The organism is Pseudoalteromonas sp. 2CM36K, assembly GCF_023161865.1.
In the GTDB taxonomy this organism is placed as follows: Bacteria; Pseudomonadota; Gammaproteobacteria; order Enterobacterales; family Alteromonadaceae; genus Pseudoalteromonas; species Pseudoalteromonas tetraodonis.
The window spans coordinates 195,468-215,600 of the sequence record NZ_JALNTK010000002.1; the positions used below are offsets into that span (position 1 = coordinate 195,468).

Annotated in this window: 16 protein-coding genes and 2 pseudogenes; 11 read left to right on the forward strand and 7 right to left on the reverse strand. The window is 40.8% G+C overall.

Translation table 11 applies throughout. The features are described from left to right. Positions 1 to 49 precede the first annotated feature (49 nt). From MTN97_RS01925 to MTN97_RS01940, 4 genes are read left to right on the forward strand one after another with little or no spacing between them, the layout of a single operon-like run. On the forward strand, positions 50 to 1,618 hold the full coding sequence (locus MTN97_RS01925; protein ID WP_248473544.1) for an NADH-quinone oxidoreductase subunit L: 1,569 nt from the start codon (positions 50 to 52) through the stop codon (positions 1,616 to 1,618). After that, positions 1,615 to 4,041: a DUF2309 domain-containing protein gene (locus MTN97_RS01930; protein WP_248473545.1), complete on the forward strand. Its 2,427-nt coding sequence runs from the start codon at positions 1,615 to 1,617 to the stop codon at positions 4,039 to 4,041. Before MTN97_RS01925 ends, MTN97_RS01930 begins: the two co-directional genes overlap by 4 nt. A gap of 3 nt (positions 4,042 to 4,044) precedes the next feature. Continuing rightward, positions 4,045 to 4,464, forward strand: a complete 420-nt coding sequence (locus MTN97_RS01935) for a hypothetical protein (RefSeq protein ID WP_248473546.1) — start codon at positions 4,045 to 4,047, stop codon at positions 4,462 to 4,464. Continuing rightward, positions 4,418 to 4,816, forward strand: coding sequence for a Sua5 family C-terminal domain-containing protein (locus MTN97_RS01940; RefSeq protein WP_248473547.1), 399 nt, complete (start codon positions 4,418 to 4,420; stop codon positions 4,814 to 4,816). The genes MTN97_RS01935 and MTN97_RS01940 overlap by 47 nt, the downstream gene beginning before the upstream one ends. A 1-nt stretch (position 4,817) precedes the next feature. Here MTN97_RS01940 and MTN97_RS01945 read toward each other — a convergent pair whose 3' ends face one another. Beyond that, complete coding sequence (locus MTN97_RS01945) at positions 4,818 to 7,073, reverse strand: EAL domain-containing protein (RefSeq protein WP_248473548.1); 2,256 nt, start codon at positions 7,071 to 7,073, stop codon at positions 4,818 to 4,820. Between the two features lie 430 nt (positions 7,074 to 7,503). Here MTN97_RS01945 and MTN97_RS01950 point away from each other — a divergent pair, with 430 nt between their 5' ends. Then, positions 7,504 to 7,989: a hypothetical protein gene (locus MTN97_RS01950; protein WP_036983691.1), complete on the forward strand. Its 486-nt coding sequence runs from the start codon at positions 7,504 to 7,506 to the stop codon at positions 7,987 to 7,989. A 34-nt stretch (positions 7,990 to 8,023) separates the two neighbouring features. Here the strand turns inward: MTN97_RS01950 and MTN97_RS01955 are convergent, their stop codons facing one another. Then, positions 8,024 to 9,229: an anhydro-N-acetylmuramic acid kinase gene (locus MTN97_RS01955; protein ID WP_248473549.1), complete on the reverse strand. Its 1,206-nt coding sequence runs from the start codon at positions 9,227 to 9,229 to the stop codon at positions 8,024 to 8,026. Positions 9,230 to 9,397: 168 nt separating this feature from the next. Here MTN97_RS01955 and MTN97_RS01960 point away from each other — a divergent pair. The 3 genes and pseudogenes from MTN97_RS01960 (at position 9,398) to MTN97_RS01970 (ending at position 11,750) form a co-directional block, all read left to right on the forward strand. Further along, positions 9,398 to 9,883, forward strand: a pseudogene (locus MTN97_RS01960) (GNAT family N-acetyltransferase). Between the two features lie 172 nt (positions 9,884 to 10,055). Then, positions 10,056 to 11,084, forward strand: coding sequence for an NADP-dependent oxidoreductase (locus tag MTN97_RS01965; RefSeq protein WP_248473550.1), 1,029 nt, complete (start codon positions 10,056 to 10,058; stop codon positions 11,082 to 11,084). Between the two features lie 48 nt (positions 11,085 to 11,132). After that, a complete protein-coding gene (locus MTN97_RS01970; protein ID WP_248473551.1) occupies positions 11,133 to 11,750 on the forward strand; it encodes a glutathione S-transferase family protein in 618 nt (205 codons plus the stop codon). A gap of 51 nt (positions 11,751 to 11,801) precedes the next feature. Here the strand turns inward: MTN97_RS01970 and MTN97_RS01975 are convergent, their stop codons facing one another. From MTN97_RS01975 to MTN97_RS01985, 3 genes are all read right to left on the reverse strand, one after another. Then, positions 11,802 to 12,179, reverse strand: coding sequence for an HD-GYP domain-containing protein (locus tag MTN97_RS01975; protein ID WP_248473552.1), 378 nt, complete (start codon positions 12,177 to 12,179; stop codon positions 11,802 to 11,804). 177 nt (positions 12,180 to 12,356) lie between these two features. Continuing rightward, the gene (locus MTN97_RS01980) at positions 12,357 to 12,665 is read right to left on the reverse strand and encodes a YkgJ family cysteine cluster protein (RefSeq protein WP_076922970.1); all 309 of its coding nucleotides are present in this window, start codon (positions 12,663 to 12,665) and stop codon (positions 12,357 to 12,359) included. A gap of 55 nt (positions 12,666 to 12,720) precedes the next feature. Next, the gene (locus MTN97_RS01985; protein ID WP_248473553.1) at positions 12,721 to 14,649 is read right to left on the reverse strand and encodes an ATP-dependent DNA helicase RecQ; all 1,929 of its coding nucleotides are present in this window, start codon (positions 14,647 to 14,649) and stop codon (positions 12,721 to 12,723) included. A 234-nt stretch (positions 14,650 to 14,883) separates the two neighbouring features. On the opposite strand from MTN97_RS01985, the gene MTN97_RS01990 reads away from it, so the two are divergent. Both MTN97_RS01990 and MTN97_RS01995 read left to right on the forward strand, forming a co-directional pair. After that, positions 14,884 to 16,188: an NAD(P)/FAD-dependent oxidoreductase gene (locus MTN97_RS01990; RefSeq protein ID WP_138627464.1), complete on the forward strand. Its 1,305-nt coding sequence runs from the start codon at positions 14,884 to 14,886 to the stop codon at positions 16,186 to 16,188. A 94-nt stretch (positions 16,189 to 16,282) separates the two neighbouring features. Then, positions 16,283 to 17,782 carry a DUF2235 domain-containing protein gene (locus MTN97_RS01995; RefSeq protein WP_138627760.1) on the forward strand — a complete coding sequence of 500 codons (1,500 nt, stop codon included), beginning with the start codon at positions 16,283 to 16,285 and terminating at the stop codon, positions 17,780 to 17,782. A gap of 68 nt (positions 17,783 to 17,850) precedes the next feature. On the opposite strand, the pseudogene MTN97_RS02000 reads toward MTN97_RS01995, so the two are convergent. Further along, positions 17,851 to 18,115 (reverse strand): annotated as a pseudogene (locus tag MTN97_RS02000) (glucose/galactose MFS transporter); the annotation flags it as partial. 429 nt (positions 18,116 to 18,544) lie between these two features. Between MTN97_RS02000 and MTN97_RS02005 the strand changes: the two are divergent. Further along, a complete protein-coding gene (locus tag MTN97_RS02005; protein WP_036983666.1) occupies positions 18,545 to 19,270 on the forward strand; it encodes a MauE/DoxX family redox-associated membrane protein in 726 nt (241 codons plus the stop codon). Positions 19,271 to 19,726: 456 nt separating this feature from the next. On the opposite strand, the gene arfA is transcribed toward MTN97_RS02005, so the two are convergent. Further along, positions 19,727 to 19,927, reverse strand: coding sequence for an alternative ribosome rescue factor ArfA (arfA, locus tag MTN97_RS02010; RefSeq protein WP_013462885.1), 201 nt, complete (start codon positions 19,925 to 19,927; stop codon positions 19,727 to 19,729). Positions 19,928 to 20,133 lie beyond the last annotated feature (206 nt).

Genomic DNA, 20,133 nt, shown 5'->3' on the forward strand with positions numbered 1-20,133 from the left:
TTTAGTTATCTAGTTTGCCATACTTTGCTCACTAAATAAGGAGCACTGAATGAGTGAGTATATTATTTCGTTGTTACTGCTAATAATGCCTTTGAGCATATTTATAGCAGCCTGGTTAATTGGCCAACAATCGCGCGCTTCAAATGGTCATGTGCTGTTTAAAGTAATGGTGTTTAATAGCATTGCATTTATAACAGCTATTACGCTTCATCAAATTTATGCTTTTGATTTACTCAGTTTCTTATCGCTGACCATGACCCGAATTATTATGCTAGGACTAATCCTGTTCATAACGCTGATATTAATTCGGTTTTGCAAACACTATATGCAAGGTGAGCCACGCGTAAACTACTTTTGGCGATGGCTACTACTTACCATCACTGCCGTATTAATTGTGGTTATGAGCAACCACTTAGCGCTATTTTGGCTAGGTTGGGTGGCGATAAGTTTAGCACTGCACAAGCTATTAATGTTTTATCCTGAGCGCCCTCGTGCGGTACTCGCCGCTCATAAAAAGTTTATTGTGGCACGTGTTGCCGAATCCTTATTACTCGTCGCATTTATTATTTTATCGGTTACTCACAATAGCCTATACATTAGCGATATCACTACTTTTTATCACACCACCACACTACCGCTATCTTTGGCTGAACAACTCGCGGCCTTTTTAATCGCTTTTGCAGCTTTAATCAAATGTGCTCAGTTGCCTATGCATGGCTGGCTAATCAAAGTGGTTGAGGTGCCTACACCCGTCAGTGCCTTATTGCATGCTGGGGTGATAAATTTAGGTGGCTTTTTATTAATTTTATTTGCGCCTTTGTTTATTCAAGCTGCGGCTGCACAGTGGTTAATTTTAATTATTGCTGGTTTAACCACAGTGATCAGCGCATTAATAATGACTACCCGAATAAGCGTTAAAGTAAGGCTTGCTTGGTCTACCAGTGCGCAAATGGGATTAATGCTCATAGAATGTGCGCTGGGATTATTTGAACTGGCTCTGCTTCACCTTGTTACTCATTCAACCTATAAAGCCTTTGCATTTTTAAACTCAGGCAACGGTGTAAACGAAGATCTGATTCGCCGCCACATTCCAAAACAATCACCCACGTGCTTTGCTTGGTTAACGGGGGCATTGGTGTCGATTACCCTAGTTAGCGCTGCATGGTTCATTAGCGGCTATCAAGGCGCGGTCAGTGTGTGGCTACTTTTAGCATCAGCTTTAACTATTTTACTGGCCAACCAACATGGCGCTTCTAGCGTGCAAACTTACAGTAAAAAACTGCTAGTCGCACTATTAATTGTTATTAGTTATGTGGTTGCTAAAAATATATTTACTTTAGCACTAGAGCTTGAGCAGTGGCGCGAAGCTGCATTTAGCCTCGCCGATAGCTGGGTAATAGCCCTTATTTTAACGTTAATGATTGCCAGCTACTTTTTACGCTACCAGTCTTGGCGACCACAGGTTAAATCACTTTCCACCCTATTATTTGCAGGTTTGTATTTAGATGAGTGGTTTACGCGGTTAACCCTAAAAATATGGCCGATAAATTTACCTAATAATGGCCACACCGATTTAAAAAATCATGCAGCTGGAATCACCGTTGAGGAATCAAAATGAGCAATCAAACGCATTCAAATCACACGGCTTTATCGTTAAGTGACACTGAAAACAACATACTTAATAAAGTATGCGGTTACATAGCACCAAACTGGCCTTTAGATCAGATGATTGCCGTTAACCCATTTTGGGAAATGCGCCACCTGCCTATTGAAGATGTAAGCGCACGCATTGATACCTTATGTAATGCCAATATGCTAATGCCTAAAGACTTTTATCAGCACAAGTACGACAACGGCATTATTACTGATAACCACTTGGCCGATGCAGCCAAGTTACTTAACAGTGACTTTACGCATGAGCAACTCATACAAACCCTTCACATTGATGTTCCTTTAGTGGATTGGCACAACATTGCAGATTTACTCGACCAGCAGCGCAATAAACATAAAATGGCTTGGCATGATGAAATTACCCATCAATTGAGCCAGTTTTGTGCCGCGCATTATCAGCAGCTTGGCCCTATGCTTCATGGTGATGACACATCACCACAATCACCTTTATATCGCCATTGGTTAACCGTTATACAAGCGGATAAAGGCATTAGTATTGTAATGGATGAAAAGCATTTAAATGGCTACTTTAAACAACTGCCCACTTGCGCTGATGAACTGATTGCACTAACACTCTCAACGCTTAACATAGATAACGACTCGTTAGAGTTATACGCGCACTCATTGCTCTTAGATATTAACGGTTGGGCATCGTGGTTGGCGTATTTGCGATTCCAAGGCCAACTTTACGCTAAACCCAAAGATGATATGAAACAGCTACTGGCCATGCGAATGGCATGGGACTTGGTTATTTGGCAGTATCTGGCAGATCATGATAGTGCTTCATTTAAACAACTACAAAGTCAGTGGCAGCAAGAAAAGTCACTCGTAGTTGAGCGCCTGCATGCACACAAATTAGCACAAAAGCCATTATGGGTGTGGGCAAAAGCACTGGAGCTAAGCTATCAATACCCGCTTAATCATGCACTGCAAAGCGCCACTAAAACCCCAGTGAACAACGCTCAATTACAAGCGGTGTTTTGTATTGATGTACGCTCAGAGGTTATTCGCCGCGCGCTTGAATCGCAAAGTAAAAATATAGAAACCTTCGGCTTTGCCGGTTTTTTTGGATTGCCACTAGAATATCAAGAAAATGGTAGTGCAATTACTCGTCCTCAACTACCAGGGCTACTCAAACCAGCAATACATGCCACACAAACACACAAAGACGCGGCGCTTGAAGCATCTCGTCAAAATAGTGCTACATGGCAAAGTTGGTCAAAATCAGCCCCCTCATCGTTTTCTATGGTTGAATCGGCAGGCTGGCTGTATGCATTTAAATTAATAAAAAATACCTTTTTATCTAAAGGTAAAGCTAAAAAGTGCGCAACCACTAACTGGCAACTAACACAAAACCAGCAACAACTGACCCTAAAAGACAAAACCGACTTAGCTCAAAAAGTGCTTAACACCTTAGGAATAAAAGAGTTTGCGCCGCATGTTATGTTGGTGGGCCACGCCAGCCATACAACTAATAACTTGCACAGCGCTGGCCTAGAATGTGGGGCATGTGGAGGGCAAAGTGGCGAAGTTAATGTACGCGTGCTAGCAAACTTACTAAACGATACCCAAGTGCGCCAAGCGCTTAAAGAGCGAGGGCTAACACTGGCACAGAGCACGCAATTTATTGCCGCTATTCATAACACAACCACGGATGTCATCACCGCTTACGATACCGAGCTTAATGACAATCTAAAAAAATGGCTAACCGTTGCCACGCAAACCGCTCAGCAAGAACGTTTAATAAATATCGACCCACAGTTAGTTAATAAAACCGCAGATGAAATTAACCATGCTTATCATCAACGTGCCCGCGATTGGTCGCAAGTACGCCCAGAATGGGGGCTTGCTAATAACGCCGCCTTTATTGTTGCACCACGAGCATGGACTCGCAGTGTTAACTTACAAGGACGCTGCTTTTTACATGATTATGAATGGGAAAACGATAACGAATTTGCGGTATTAGAACTGATCATGACCGCCCCCATGATAGTAACCCATTGGATCAATAGTCAATATAATGCCTCGGTTACCGACAACCATAAATACGGCAGTGGTAATAAAATACTCCACAATGCAGTTGGCGGTAATATTGGATTATTTGAAGGTAATGGCGGTGACCTTCGTATTGGCTTAGCCATGCAATCACTGCACAACGGGGATAAATGGATGCACGAACCGATTCGCCTTAATGTATATATTGCTGCACCGCAATCTGCAATCGCGGCAATTTATAACAAGCATACGATGGTGAAGGAGCTGATTGATAACCATTGGCTCACTCTCATTCGCTGGGGCGATGATAATACTCTCGAGCAGTTCGAAAATGGATATTTCTCAACTATTTCAGCCTCTAATGAACAAATATAAGCTATGCCAAAGATAGTCATTGCCACGAAACATAAAAAAGCCCCTTTAGTGGCCCCTGCTCTAGAGCCACTTGGTTTTAAGGTATTCACTACTGATTTATTTGATACCGATACACTTGGGATGTTTAGTCACGAAGTACAACGTCATGGCAGTGCCAACACAGCGGCACTGACAAAAGCTCAGCGCGCATGTGAACTCACAGGCGAGCAATTTGGGCTTGGCAGTGAAGGCAGTTTTGGTGGTGGGCCGTATCCGGGTTTAATGAACTGGGACGAAGAAGTTATTTGTTTTTATGATAAACACAATAACAATGCTATTTATGGATATGCTGGCGGGCCATTTTCGCCGAGCAGCTTAACTATTAACAGTGAAACTAATGCTGAATCAATCGCTACTGCATGTCAGCACGCCACATTCACATAACGAAGTGGTACCGGGTAATGTAAAAGCGCATTATCAGCCTCATGCACCAGCCATGTTGGCTAATACTGAAGATTTCGCTAAAATTTTAAGTGAAGACTCTCAGGGTAAAAGTCACTATTTAATCTATTCGACTCAAGTGCAACAGCAATTATTAGCGAGCGACATTCCATCCGAACGTATTACTAAGCTAAGTAGTTGCCCTGTTGAGTATGCTAAAAACATGTATAAAACGCTGCATTATATCGATAAGACAACACCGATGAATATTTATATCGAAAAGCCGCCAGTAAGCAGTAAGTGGGGGGCTGTGAATGACCGCCTTAGCCGTGCCACCACAGTATTTGCAGGATAAGTTAATTAACCGTTAGGTATTCAATAACAGTGGTTGCTGCCACTGGTTTATAAAAGTAATTCCCCTGAAAACGTTTACAGCCAATATCCACTAACATATCAAACTGTGCCTGTTCTTCCACGCCTTCAGCTATAATACTTAAGTTATGGCTGTTGGCAATGGCAATAATACTTTGCACCATACTATTTGATTTAGAGTCCACCAAAATATCATCTACAAAGCTTTTATCTATTTTCAGTTCATCTATGGGTAAGCGCCTTAATAAACTTAGTGATGAATAACCTGTACCAAAATCATCCATCGAGAAGCGTATCCCTCTAGATTTTAAGCTATTTATCGTATCAATCACATGCTCAATATTATCCATAAAGAGGGATTCTGTTATTTCTAAAATGATACTGTGTGGAGCTACATTGTGCGTCTCTAAACTGTGTAATAATGTAGGAATAAATACACTACTTTGAAATTGCATTACTGAAATGTTTATTGCCAATTCAAGAGGGGGATCGCTGTGTTGCTGCATTTTTGCAAACTCACCAATAGATCGCGCTAAAACAAAGTCACCAATTTTAAAAATTAAATCACTTTGTTCTGCAATAGCAATAAACTCAGCGGGAGATACCATACCAAGCTCATCATCCTGCCAACGAATAAGTGCTTCAATAGCATGAATTTTACCCTGCTCATTTACTTGGCACTGATGCACCATAAACAATGACTGCTCGTTTAACGCCATATTAAGCCGCTCTTCTACTTTTAAACGGCGCAAATAAGCTTGTTTAATATCTGCATGGTAATGGCACAGCCATTGCCCTGTATCTTTTGCCCATTGATTAGCCAAATGCGCACTGCGGACCAGCTTACTTTTGGTTATACCATGCTCTGGGTAGTTGGCCACACCAACACTCATATTTAAAGGACGTTCGGTATTTTTGGTTTCATATTGTTCAATAGAAGATGCTAATATTTGTTCAAAAGCGCGCCTATTTTGCTCATCCGCTAAATGCGGTGTAATAATGCAAAACTCATTACCACTGTTTCTAAAAACTAGGTATGGAGCTGCGAATGTAGCTTGCAACATTGCGGCATAGGCTTTAATTGCCTTATCGCCATACTCCATACCAAAGCGATTATTCATTGAGCGTAAATTGGTAATGTTTATGATTGCTAGACTAAAAGATGTGTCTTTTTTTTCTTCAAAGCTATCACGCAGTGCTTTTCGATTGGGTAACTTTGTTAAATCGTCGTTCCGAGAAAGGTAAAACAGTTCATCAACTCGTTTTTGCTCAGCACGAGCAATAAACCTAAAACCAAAATATAAGAGCGTACAAATTAGTAAATAGATTAAAAAGTACCAGCATACCTTCCAATAAAAGACGCTTTTTATTGGCTGCATTGCCCGATTTGAGAGTGTCCATAATTGATAGCGATTATCAAATTTTGCAGATGTTAAATAAGGCTTACCACCTACATGTGTATCAATAGTAAACACCTCTTCTGAGGATTTAAATATTTCTTTATCCTTGCCCGTTTGCTTTATCAAAGCATTATCAGATAACCCTAATGCCTGCTTAATTTTGGTTTTTGTATAGCTAGCTATATCTGCATCTTTTACGGAACTGTATTGAATAAAACCATCGATTTCTCTTGCTAGCATTATGTAATCGTCACTATTACTTTGCAAAATATTGAGATATTTAGCGCCTCTTGATACCGCCATCCCTGCAGTCATTACGGCAATTACAGTGCCACTTTTGTCTCGTAATGACTTCCTTATTGGAATAACCCATTCTTGTAACGATTGATTAAAATAAGTTTGCCCTAACACCATCTTGTCTGAGCTAAGGGTTTGTGAAAAACTTTGGCGGGTTTTTTCATTTTCTTTCAGATTAATCATTGTTGAGGCATTTAAATTTGAGCTGTAGTAAATAATTTCCCCTTGGGGATTAAACAGTCCAAAGCCTAATAACACGGGGTTTTCTAGTAAAATATTGTCGAGAAGTTTAATTGTTGATGTTTTTTCGGTTAAGTTATTGTTTGAAAGGATGTCTCTGCCAATTAGATCCAGCATAAGCTCTTTATTTCTAAGGGTACTTTTAAGTGCTTGCGCAGAAAACTCGACACGGTTTTGGGAACTTGTGCGGTATTCTTTTTCGATATTTCGCCATTCATAAGCCAACAAAACGCTTAATAGGACTAGACCGCCCAATAGCAAAAAACAAAAGAGTTTCCATAAATTATTTTTTATTAGTGCCATCTAATTTCTCACAACCCGTTTGGTAGTGTGTTATGTATTCGGGCCCTTAAATGCACTTTATGGCTAGCTTGGTTTATTTTCAAGCTATTTTATTGCAAAGTTGACAAAAACACATAAATAAATGCCCACTATTTAACATTAAAAATAAAATAAATTAACAATAAAGTTGGTAAGTGTTTTATTTTATTGTTAAGACAAGGCTCGTATACGTTTGAACCCCGTAAACTGTATTTACGTTTATCGCAGAGATTATTGAGCGACTATTATAGTTTAGTTATTAAATATAATATTGATTTAAAACAATAGCTTTAGTTATAAACTGCAAGCCAAATTAACCCTTGCATCAAGCGCTTTAGTTTAGTCACAATTTTGCAATAATCATCAGTGATAATAGCTGCATTATTAGTCAACAAAGCTTTATAAGACCCTCATGAGCGAATCTATGGTGCAATTAACCTTTGCACTACCGTCATTTGAAGATCCTATGTCTGCGGCAATGAGCCACAGCATGGAATTTGAAACGCTATCGCAGGATGCTAACAGTCAGCATCAAATCACACTGCAATGCGTTTTACCTGAAGCGGCCCATGAAAGTGATATTATTTCACTAAGCGCAACTTTACCAAATGCACGAGCGGCTCAATACTACACAGAAAAAACACTCAATTTATCTGATTTAGAACAAAGGCGAGTCAACCTGACTTTGAGTCAAATAGCACATAGTCATGATTTTGTGATGCAAATGATTTTGCATGGTAAACACGGCACGTTAAAAAATAGTTTGCAGTTTGATATGCATATTAACCAATTTGGTAGTGGTTATACTGCACCTGCAACTTATTTAGCGCCGCCTAAGCCGCATCGGGTACGTCAGTATTTCGCTAATATGGGAACAGCTTTACTTTCGTTTTTTTAGTTATTGGCGCACAATTTTCTATTGATTTTATTACTCAATCAGCAAAGCTCACTTTACCCATAGTGATATCTAAAATACCTTGGTTGTTATTATTTAAGCTTTGACGTTGCCCTGCCAAACATTCATTTGCCAAAATAGCAAACAGCACGGCCTCTTTGGCATCAGGATTTACGCCTAAACTCTCGGTGTTTTTGAACGCCTTAATGTTTGGGCAATGTATTAGTAATTGCTCCATTAATAACGGATTATGAATACCTCCACCACTGGCATACACTACACAGTCTTGAGTATGTTGAGCACAGCCATTTAACGCCTTAGCAATCGTAGTGGCAGAAAGGGCATTTAAAGTCGCTAAAACATCTTCGTGATTTAGTCTTTGTGTCGTTGAATGCATTTGTGCCGCCCGTAAATAAGCTAAATTAAACACCTCAGGTCCGGTTGTTTTAGGCAGTGGTAATTTAAAAAACGCGTTATCTGTAAGCGCAGCAAGAAGCTTTGTATTCACTTTACCAGCTTTGGCAAGTTTAGCTCCCTCATCATAATGCAGCCCTTTAAAATAATGCTGTACATAAGCATCCATAATAGTATTGCCAGGGCCAATGTCAGAGCTAAAGACCGCTCCAGTATCGCCGTTTTTAGGTAAAAATGTTAAATTAGCAATGCCCCCCATGTTGAGTAAAATACGATTTTCATTTGGGCTGGCAAAAAACAAATAATCTCCATACACAGCTAATGGTGCGCCTTCACCACCAGCAGCAATATGCTTTTGCCTAAAGTCACCTACCGTGGTAATGCCTGTAGTAACCGCTATTTGATCACTGTCACCAACTTGTAGCGTGCCATTTTTAAAATCGTGGTGGTTATGTTGGGATTGCGGGCAGTGATAAATAGTTTGCCCGTGACTGGCTATTACATCAATATCGACTGGATTTACTTGCCACAGTGCTAAACACTGATTAACCATAGCACCATGGAGTTTACCGACCCACGGATGTAACAAAGTCAGCACTTCTAAATCGCATTCGCGCTTAGCAAACACCTGTTTTATTTTAGTTTTATACTCGTCGTTGTACTCAACCGTGGTGAATTTTAATACCTCTATTTGGGTATGCAAACCCGCTCCGGTTATTTTACATAGCGCCACATCTAAACCATCTAAAGAGGTACCACTCATTAGGCCAATAATTAATCGACTGGACTTTTGAGCGCTGTTATAAAGGGCGGCGATATGAGGATGCATAGTGACTCTGTGTAGGTACTTTTTATTATATTTTAAAAGAGTTTAAAGCAAAGTTATAGCTGTATACACTTTAATTTTAAAAAGATAGTTTCATTGTTTAAACGCCTATTGTTTAAACGCCTAAAGCTTGCTAGGTTATTGGTTGATAATAATAAACTTATTTACCATATGATGATTTTACGTGAGTTCAAGCAACACGATACCTTTCAAATAGTAACCATTTTGAACGTTCAGCAAGTAGCACGCTATTTATCCTCTAAAATTCCATTTCCGTATACGCAGGTAGATGCGAATTGGTGGGTAAACCAGGGAGCAAAATGTGGCATCATTAAAGCCATCGAAGTTGACGGTCTGTGCGTTGGGTGTATTGGTATTACCCTTGGTGAATTTGAGTATAGCCGCAGTGGCGAAAATAGGCTATTGGCTTAGTTAGCAATATTGGGGGCAAGGTATTATCACCCAAGCCATTCTAAAGAAGTGTTTAAAAGTACTAATTTAAACCGTATTTATGCGGCTGTATTTGCTGGTAATGCTGGCTCAATGAAGGCGTTGCTTAAAAGTGGCTTTAATACCGAGGCTATTTTAAAACAAGCAATTTATAAAAATGGTCACTATTTTGATAGCTATATATTTAGCATGCTAAAAACAGAGTAATTATTCTAATTAAATGTTGGCAAAGGTTGAATTAACCCCCTCTCGCCCAAAGCTCGTGTATCAAGGTACAAATTTTATCTGCCTATCCGCGCATTATTGTTGAGCCGTGTATTGTTTTAAAGCTTAAACATTCGGTAATAGGTGGTTTTTTCACTTTATTTTGGAGATTTTTATGTCTACAACTAGCCGTCAATTTACTTTAGCCTCACGCCCACATGGCGCCCCTACCAATGAAAACTTTGAATTTAAAAGCAAAGAGCTTCCATCGTTAAAAGAAGGCGAAGTACTGCTGCGTACAATTTACTTATCACTAGACCCCTACATGCGTGGTCGTATGAGCGATGCTAAATCGTATGCCGACCCCGTCGAAATTGGTGATGTAATGGTTGGTGCAACTGTGTGCCAAGTAGAAACATCTAAAAACAATAAATTTAGCGAAGGCGAATGGGTATTAGCGTACACAGGTTGGCAAACTTACGCCATCTCAAATGGCGAGGGCTTAATGTCATTAGGTAAAGAGCCAACAAACCCTTCATACGCATTGGGAATTATGGGTATGCCTGGCTTTACCGCCTACATGGGTTTACTCGATATTGGCGCCCCTAAAGCAGGAGAAACCGTGGTCGTTGCTGCTGCAACAGGGCCTGTCGGTGCAACGGTTGGCCAAATTGCTAAAATTAAAGGCTGTAAAGTCGTAGGGGTTGCCGGTGGCAGCGAAAAATGTGCTCATGCCGTTGAAAAGCTTGGCTTTGATGCCTGTATTGATCACAAAGCCGATGACTTTGCCGAGCAATTAGAAAAAGCATGTGACCAAGGCATTGATGTTTATTACGAAAATGTGGGCGGCAAAGTGTTTGACGCCGTATTACCCTTACTTAATACCGCAGCACGTGTACCGCTGTGTGGTTTAGTATCGCAATATAATGCGACAAGCTTACCAGAGGGGCCTGACCGTATGGGTATGCTAATGGGGCAGTTGCTTACTAAACGTATTAAAATGCAAGGCTTTATTATTTTTGACGATTACGGCCACCGCTATGACGAATTTGCACAAGACATGCAAAAATGGCTACAAGACGGAAAAATTCAATACCGCGAGCATCTGGTAGAGGGCATTGAAAACACCATCAATGCATTTAACGACATGATCAGTGGGAAGAACTTTGGTAAAACCGTAGTAAAGATTAACAGCCCACTATAATAACATTCAGGCTGTGTTGTAATTCAACACAGCACAATAAGGAAGAAAATGATTAAACTACACCATTTAAATAAATCTCGCTCTAAACGTATTATTTGGTTATTAGAAGAGCTTGAGGTCGATTACGAAATTGTTGCTTACCAACGTAACACTGAGACTTTTTTAGCCCCTGATGAGCTTAAAAATGTGCATCCGCTGGGTAAATCGCCAGTTATAGAAGACGACGGCTTAGTGATTGCCGAGTCTGGCGCTATCACAGATTACTTGATCACTAAATATGGCAAAGGTAAATTTGCCCCAAAAGCAGGCACCCCTGATTACGTTGACTACCAGCAATGGTTACACTTTGCAGAAAGCTCAGCAATTTTACCGCTTTTACTTAAAATGTTTGTGCAAAAAGATGGCGCTAAAACCCAGTTTTTAGAAGGCTATGCTGATGCTGAAACCGCTAAAGTGATTAGCTACTTTAACAGCCGTCTTGAAGGCAAACGTTATTTAGTGGGCGAAACCCTAACCGGTGCCGATTTTATGATGTCGTTTATTGTTGAAATCGTTAAAAATGCAGACCAACTAGAGCACTTTAAAAATCTGGTTAAATACGATGAGCAATTACAATCTCATGAAAAATTTCATACCGCTAACGAGTTAGAAGCCAAGTACGACTAACTTACCTTTCGCTTTGATTGTGGTTTCACAGTCAAAGCGATACCCGCTTTTCTATTCAGGTCTATCAAGATAAATTTTTTTAAAATCATTAAAATGTGTTTCAAAAAGTGCAATTAAGTTTGGATCAAAATGATTACCTGCACCTTTAATTATTTCCGCTTTTGCGTCATCTATACTCCAAGGCTCTTTATAACAACGGCGACAACATAACGCATCAAACACATCAGCAATCGCAGTAATTCGTCCCTCTAAACTGATTTCTTGCTGTTTTTTTGCGTGCGGATAACCGGCTCCATCCCAACGCTCGTGATGATCAATCGCAATGTTTGCAGCCATATCAATAACAGGATTAGCTGTCCCTTTGAGAATTTCCCAACCCTTAGTGGTATGCTGTTTCATAATTTCCCACTCGTCAGCGTTTTTTAACATCCTCGCTATCACCACTGGGAGAGTTTATTATTATGTTTTTAATGTTCATGGGCAGAATAGGTCCGCTTACTATCGCCTATTTTTTAGCAAGTCCACGCACTAAAAAGCTAAGATACCCTAGCGCGCAACTCTCTATTGGTTAACAAACATTAACGCGGGTTAATTAATTAGCCCGCATTAAATACCCGCTAACTCTCGCTCAGTAATACACTCACCCGATGCCATTTCAAACTCGCGACACACTAATGGGCGGTTTTCGTAAATAGAGCACATTAGCGTGTTACGATCGAGTGCTTCGCACCAGCCATCATCAGCGCGTTTCATTACTTCACTGCCCCATTTATCATAGGCAATAAAATTAAATGGCACTCCAGTGTCGGTCACTATGCGTACTTCTAATTGGCAGCAACATGCTTGGCAATTAGCACAGGTTACGGGCTCTGGCGCTGAGTTTATATTTTTAACAGAAATAACGGTATGCGGCATAGTGGCTTACTTTTTAGGATAAGCCACTATGATACAGGAACTACGACCAATTGCATTAACGAGCGAGTAATGTCGCTTTAATTTCGCTGTAACGCATCTGCTCGCACAGTGCAAAACCACTTAGTTGGCGCACTTTATTGCGCGCAAACAGTGGCACACTCATTCCCGCTAAAAACCGGCATTGGGTTTCAATGCCCACATTGTGCACACCTTTAGTTGCCATGTGGGCTAAAAACTCATCGACCTTTTGGCATATAAGCGCTGTATCAATCTTTGCAGGGGTGATTGAATATTCAAGCTTAACCGAATCCCCACGGCACACCGAGCAATGTCCACATTGCTGTGGCGCATTCGCATCATCAAAATAACGGGCTAAGTTATAGCTTAAGCAAGATTGCAGCTCAAAAAAGCGCACCAAAGCAGCAATCCGTTTTATTTCAGCTTGCTCTTTATCGGTAAAATAATCGTGTAACTGCTGGGCAAGTGCAGGGTTATTAATCACCTCGCTATGCACTTTGTACACTTGAGTAATACGTTTGGTTTCAAGCGTGATAAGGTTTTTTTCAGCCAAATAATCAAGCGCGGCTACCACACGTTTACGGTCAACCTGCGCGGCTTGCGTTAGGGAGTCAAAATTAAGTGTACCCCATATTTTTTTAAAGTCGGTATGACTAAATATTTGTGTTAAAAAAGCTTGGCGCTGCTCATCAAACTGACTAAGTAACTCATTTTTATCAACCAAAAATTTATACTTAAAATCGGCATAATAGGCATACTGCGGCGTTATTGCGCCTTGCATTTCAAGCTGTACCAGCAAGGTTTTAAGGGCAAGCTGGCGAATATTACTCTCGCTTGAAAGGCTATATTCTTGCATTTCCCATTGCTGTTGAGCTTGGCGAATATCGTTAATAACATATTCAATACCGCTGAGCTCTGGAGTATCGCCGTAAATAAAGTTTTCTACTGTATTTAAGCCATCTAAATTAGCCAGGGTATAACAATTTGATGGGTTGCCGTCACGCCCTGCGCGGCCAATTTCTTGGCTGTAGTTTTCTATTGATTTAGGTAAATCGTAGTGAATTACAAAGCGTATGTCTGATTTATCAACCCCCATACCAAAGGCAATGGTAGCAACCACCACATTTATTTTACCCGCCATAAAATCGTCTTGAATTTGCCCGCGTAGGGTGTCTTCAAGCCCTGCATGATACGCCACTGCTTGTAGGCCCTGTACGCTGAGCATATTAGCCACTTGCTCAGCACTTTGCTGCAGCGTGACATACACAATACCGGGGCCGGTTTGCGCACGGACAATTTTAGTAAGCTCATTGTTTTTATCCGCCGTTTTAACACTTAGCACATTTAAATCTAAATTAGCGCGATAAAACCCCGTTTGCACAATACATTGTGGCTCAATAGCAAAGCGCTCGGCCATATCGCGTTTTACTTTTTTAGTGGCGGTAGCGGTTAATAGTAGCACTAACGGAATATTTAGCTCTTCACGGTAACGAGGTAGTTTTAGGTAATCGGGTCTAAAGTTATGCCCCCATTCAGATATACAATGCGCTTCGTCAACAACCAACATAGAAAGCGCCACTTGGCTTATAAACTCCCTAAAGCGTTCGTTTTTAAAGCGCTCAACCGACACCATTAACACTTTAACTTTACCACTTCGTACGTCGTTCATTACAGTGCTACTTTGCATTTGGTCTTGGCTTGAGTCGAGGCTGGCGGCATAGATGCCTTTGCTATTTAAAAAGCTAATTTGATCTTTCATCAAGGCCAATAACGGCGATACCACCAGCGTTAAATGCGGTAAATGTAAGGCTGTGAGTTGATAGCACAACGACTTACCCGATCCTGTAGGAAATATTGCCAGTGATGATTGGCCATTTAGCAGCTGCTCTATGGTCTGTTGTTGCCCTGCTCTAAACTGATTAAAACCAAAATGTTGCTCAAGAGACTGAACTAGCGAGGTACTCATAAAAGCGTCCTTTTTATGTCGGTGCCCATAAATGCTGTAAATGCGCAGTAGATGAAATATTTGCATATCAGTATACATCAAATGACGTGATTTATTGCTGACATATCCTTTAATTAGGCGCACACTATAGCCCCATAAAAACGTGCTTTGCCAAAATAATTTTTTGATACCCAAGTCATTTTAAAAATCAACGTACAGAAATTGCTTCGGTATATTATTTTTAAGGGCATTGTCATGGATATAACCATACCAAAAATCGTCATCATCGGCGGTGGCGCTGGTGGGCTGGAGCTAGCAACTCAATTAGGGCACAAATTAGGAAAGAAGCAACACGCAAATATATTACTCATCGATAAAAATCGCACTCATATATGGAAACCGTTATTGCACGAGGTTGCAACTGGGTCTATTGATGCCGATTTAGATGGGGTTGTTTACTCCGCGCATGCTGCCAAACATCACTATAACTTTCAACTTGGTACCTTTTGCAACCTCGATAACAACAATAAAACCATCACCTTAAGCCCTCTATATGACGAGTTAGGGCATCAAATTTTACCTAAACGCACTGTTCACTATGATCATTTAGTTATTGCTATTGGCAGTGTGAGTAACGACTTTAATACGCCAGGCATTAAAGAGCATTGTTTTTACCTAGATTCAAATCAACAAGCAGAGCGCTTCCAACACGCGCTGCTGGATAACTTTACTCGCCTTCATCAAGACGATGACCCATTACACTCATTAAATATCGCCATTGTTGGCGGTGGAGCAACTGGGGTTGAGCTCTCGGCTGAGCTGTATCATGTTTCTGATTTACTAAAAATATACGGTTTAACCAATATGTCGGCTAAGCGTTTACATATTCATCTGATTGAAGCGGGTCCCAGGATTCTTCCGGCGCTGTCTGAGCGAATTGCCAGTTCGGCCAAGCGTGAGTTATTAAGATTAGGCGTCACCGTACGAGAAAACACCCAAGTTAAACAGGCAACCGAACATGGCTTTATCACCAATGATGATGAGCAAATAAATGCGGATATTATGGTGTGGGCGGCGGGCGTAAAAGCACCTGACTTTATTAAAGAGCTGGGTATTTTTGAGCTGACTCGTAATAACCAAATAAAAGTAAACGAGTACTTACAAAGCAACCTTGACCCACAAATATATGTGCTCGGTGATTGCTGCGCGTTTACGCAAGATGATGGTACGCAAGTGCCGCCACGCGCACAATCGGCACATCAAATGGCACAATGCGTTGAAAAAAACTTAATCGCCACATTACGTGAGCAGCCCCTTAAAAAATTCGAGTATAACGACCATGGCTCACTGGTTAATTTATCGCGCTACAGCACAGTAGGCAGCTTAATGGGTAACCTAACCAGTAATAGCTTTTTTATTGAAGGTAAAATTGCCCGCTTTATGTATATTTCATTATATAGAATGCATCAGCGCGCTATTCATGGCAGTGCCAAAACCTTTGCTTTGTGGCTCAGCGAAAAAGTGCTGCGTGTTGTGCGTCCTAAAATGAAGCTGCACTAGCCAAAATTAAAGACAGTGGTAATTTAAATTACCACTGTCTTTAATTTTTAATATTAGCTATATAAAGTACACAAAAATTTTAAGGAAACAGGCTATGTCGGATAAAACGCTTATTTTTAATTTTGATGGTACCGGCAGTGAACCCCGAGACGCAGATCAGTTTAGTACAGAGCATTTTAAAGAAGACGCCAGTATTTCTAATATTTTAAAACTACACTTATTGCTCGGTGGTAAACTTGATGATTCTCCCACCACCCCATTTTCCAAACAGTTAAGTTTTTATTATCAAGGCATAGGCACTAAAGGTAGTCGTTTAAAACGAATTTTAAATCAAGCACTCGCCCCACGTTCAGACGATGTAGCCAGCATTTTAAATCAAGCTATTAATGATTTTAAACAGCATTATCAAAGCGGCGATACTGTGTTACTTACCGGTTTTAGCCGAGGCGCTGCATTAGCGCGGCGATTTGCAAAGTGCTTAGAGCCTCTCATACATGAAAAGGTGTATTTATGTGTGTTTGATACAGTGGCCTCAATTGGCATGTCAAAGGTGAGTAAAGCCACTTGGGGTGCAGAGCATGTTATTTTTGAAAATCACACCATTGCCAGTAATGTCTCTGAGGCGCTGCACTGTGTAGCGCTTGATGAAAAACGTCGCGCCTTTGAACCGACCTTAATGAACCAGCAAGCTAACATTACCGAGCTGTGGTTTGCAGGAGCCCATTCCGATGTGGGAGGCGGCTACTATCGCGATGGACTTGCCGATATTTGCTTGCGTTATGCACTTGAGTGGCTCATCGCTCAGCCACTGTCAGTTTCATTGCTAACCAGTCATGACATCGATTACGAAAACCTTTTACCTGAGAGTAACTTGGTTGCCCAAGACGATGTGACTGTTATTCCCGATCCCCTGGCGTTAAGTCATCAGCAAAATTACTTTTGGCTAAACCCATTTTTTAAACTTGTTGATAGGCAGTGCTGTGTATTAATTGACGATGAAATCAGCCACGCCGCCCCATTAATACATCACAGTGTTGCACAGCGAATTAATAAACTAACCAGCTATCGTCCCGAATCGTTAAAAAACTTACATTATAAAATGATTTACAGCGACGACAGCACGTTAAACTTTATGGGACTCAGTGCCCATATAATGCTAGGCAACCAAAATATGAGTTTACTTAGCATAAACCAAAGCCAAGATGTGATGGTATATGCCAGTGAAGCCTACAACGCCACCGGCTTAATGCTTGCCCAAGGTGCGACCTACCGTTTTACACCTTATCCTAATCAATATTGGTATGACGATGGTATAAAGTGCTCTCCTTCTGGGTGGCATCGCGATAACGTGCAGCTCGGCGTTAAAGAAATCCCCATGGCATTACTTGAGCCATTTAGACGTTTAGCTACAGCGCAGTGGTTTAGTTTAATCGGCACGATTGGCCAAAGCGATGAACACGCCTTTGAAATTGCCGAAGGCGTTGAAATAACCATTAAAAAATCGGGAGAGTTTTGCCCATTTGCTAATGATTTAAGTCGTTTTTATGGTGCAAATGCCGGTAGGATAAAACTTAAAGTAACGCGATTAAGCTGATAAATAACCCAAATAATCAGTGCACTTTATACTGCAAAGTGCACTGAGCTAGGGATAGCTGGTGGAGGTTATTGCTTTTTTATTTTATGGCCTTTCACGGCATAAAATAATATGAATAGATAACAAGGTAACAACACCGAGTAGCCTGTTTGTAACGAGGTAAAGCCACTCAGTGGCCCCCATAATTAAAAGCGCAGAACCAGTACTAGTAAGTTTACCCAATCCTGATAACGCTAGTGGGAACACCGCAGGCCAAACAATCGCGTTTGCAAAGCCTAAAAAGGCAATCAGCAGTAAAACATCAGGCAAATTAGCGCCGCCTAAAGGCACCAATGACCGCGATATTATTAAACTATACACACCAGAACTGGTAGTCAGAGATTCAACAGCCCCTCCTATAGCTTTATAATTAATTAGCTGGCACGCGCTGCAAGTCCCCCTTCAGCGCTTAAAGCAGCAAAAGCGGCCTAATTTTTGAACGCATAGTCTGTACCACTGAGTTTATTAACAATAAAACGGCACATGTTGTAAATTTTACACTTAGGGTCTGTTGATCTTTCAAGGTTATATAACTCAGTTAACCTCTCTAATACCAATTCGCTTAATTAACTGAGCTATTTTGAGGGAGGAAAATCGTGTCGATAGCAAGGCAAAAAATTTCGTTATTGAGTTGTTCTAAATGAGACGTTTTTAACGTCTGTTCTACCCCCTCAAAATGATTAAGTATTATTGCAAATTGGTATAAATATACAGGAGTAAAATATGGCCAAGTCAGCCCAATTGTATAGAATGGCAACCGATGAACATATTTGCCCATTTGGTTTAAAATCTAAAGATTTACTTGAACGTCAAGGCGTTGAAGTAGACGATCATTTACTCACCTCAAGAGCCGATACCGATACCTTCAAACAAAAATACGGTGTAAAAACAACACCACAAACATTTATAGATGATGAGCGTATCGGTGGTTATGATGAACTCAGAGAATACTTTAATAAATCCCCTGCAGGCCAACAAGGCACAACGTATACGCCGGTCATTGCTATTTTCGCGGTTACCTTGTTGCTAAGTTTAGCCTTTTCGTTGAGCGGTGCAGGATTAAGCATGTATACGCTTGAGTTATTTGTTGCGTTAACCATGGCGGTACTTGCCATTCAAAAGCTGCAAGATTTAAACAGTTTTTCGAATTCCTTTATCACTTACGATTTACTCGCCATGAAAGTGATCCCCTATGCCTATGTTTACCCATTTTTAGAAGCTTTTGTTGGCGTGGCCATGATTGCAGCACTTCCAGTTTACTTGGTTGCACCTATCTCTTTGTTTATTGGTAGTGTCGGGGCAATATCCGTGATTAAAGCCGTGTATATAGACAAACGCGAACTTAAATGTGCCTGTGTTGGCGGCGATAGCAATGTACCGCTTGGCTTTATCTCACTAACCGAAAACCTATTTATGATAGCAGCCGGTATTTGGATGCTAGTTAAATAATAAAAAGGCGCGATAGGTTTAAAACCTACCGCGCCCTTCATGTTTTGATAGCGGGCTACGAGCTAAGGGGGAAGCATTCCTGTTTTTATATTTTCTCATTACTCCTCATTTTCTTCTCTGTGTTCAAATAGGGTTTAGTAAATTATTCACAAAGAGGGCAAAGAGACGCTGCGCTAAAAGAGCAGGCGCTAGGTTCAGGGCTGATATCAGGCTGTTTGTAAAGCTCGCTACTCGTCGCTCGAAGCCCGTTGTCTTCTCTGTGTTCAAATAGGTTTTAATAAAACTTTTACAAAAAGGTTATGAGACGCAGCGCTGAAAGAAAAGGCTAAAGGCGCTAGGTTGTGTTCGCTGCTCGTGACTCGTAGCCCGTAGCCCGAAGCCCGAAGCCCGAAGCCCGCCTTATTTCAGCAAACACTTAGCCAACTCGCAACAAAAGCCCTATTTGATCGGTGCTATTTAAGCCGCGATTAAATAGGACTCTTGTCCTGCATGTTTGTTACTGCGTTTAAACGAGCCTTTGCCTTTTTTGGCTTTAACCACTTGCGGTTTAAATACTTTAGAGGTTACCAGTGCTGCCAATGCGTTGTGTTTTATCACGCCGCGCCCAGTGTCTACTGCGGATTTGTTAACCGCTTTTGCTTTGCTTTTTTTCGCCATTTATTTTTTCCTATTAATAAAATGAGTATAACGAGGGATACATACCCCACCATGTTATTGATGGCGATTGTATGCTTAATTTTCAAGCATGCAATCATTTTTAATGCTGTTTTAAATAACCTGAACTTTGGTTAAGAGATTTACTAACGTATTGAATCAAAATTGATATTTATGTTTATTTTCTCTAGCCAGAGATTTCCAGTGAA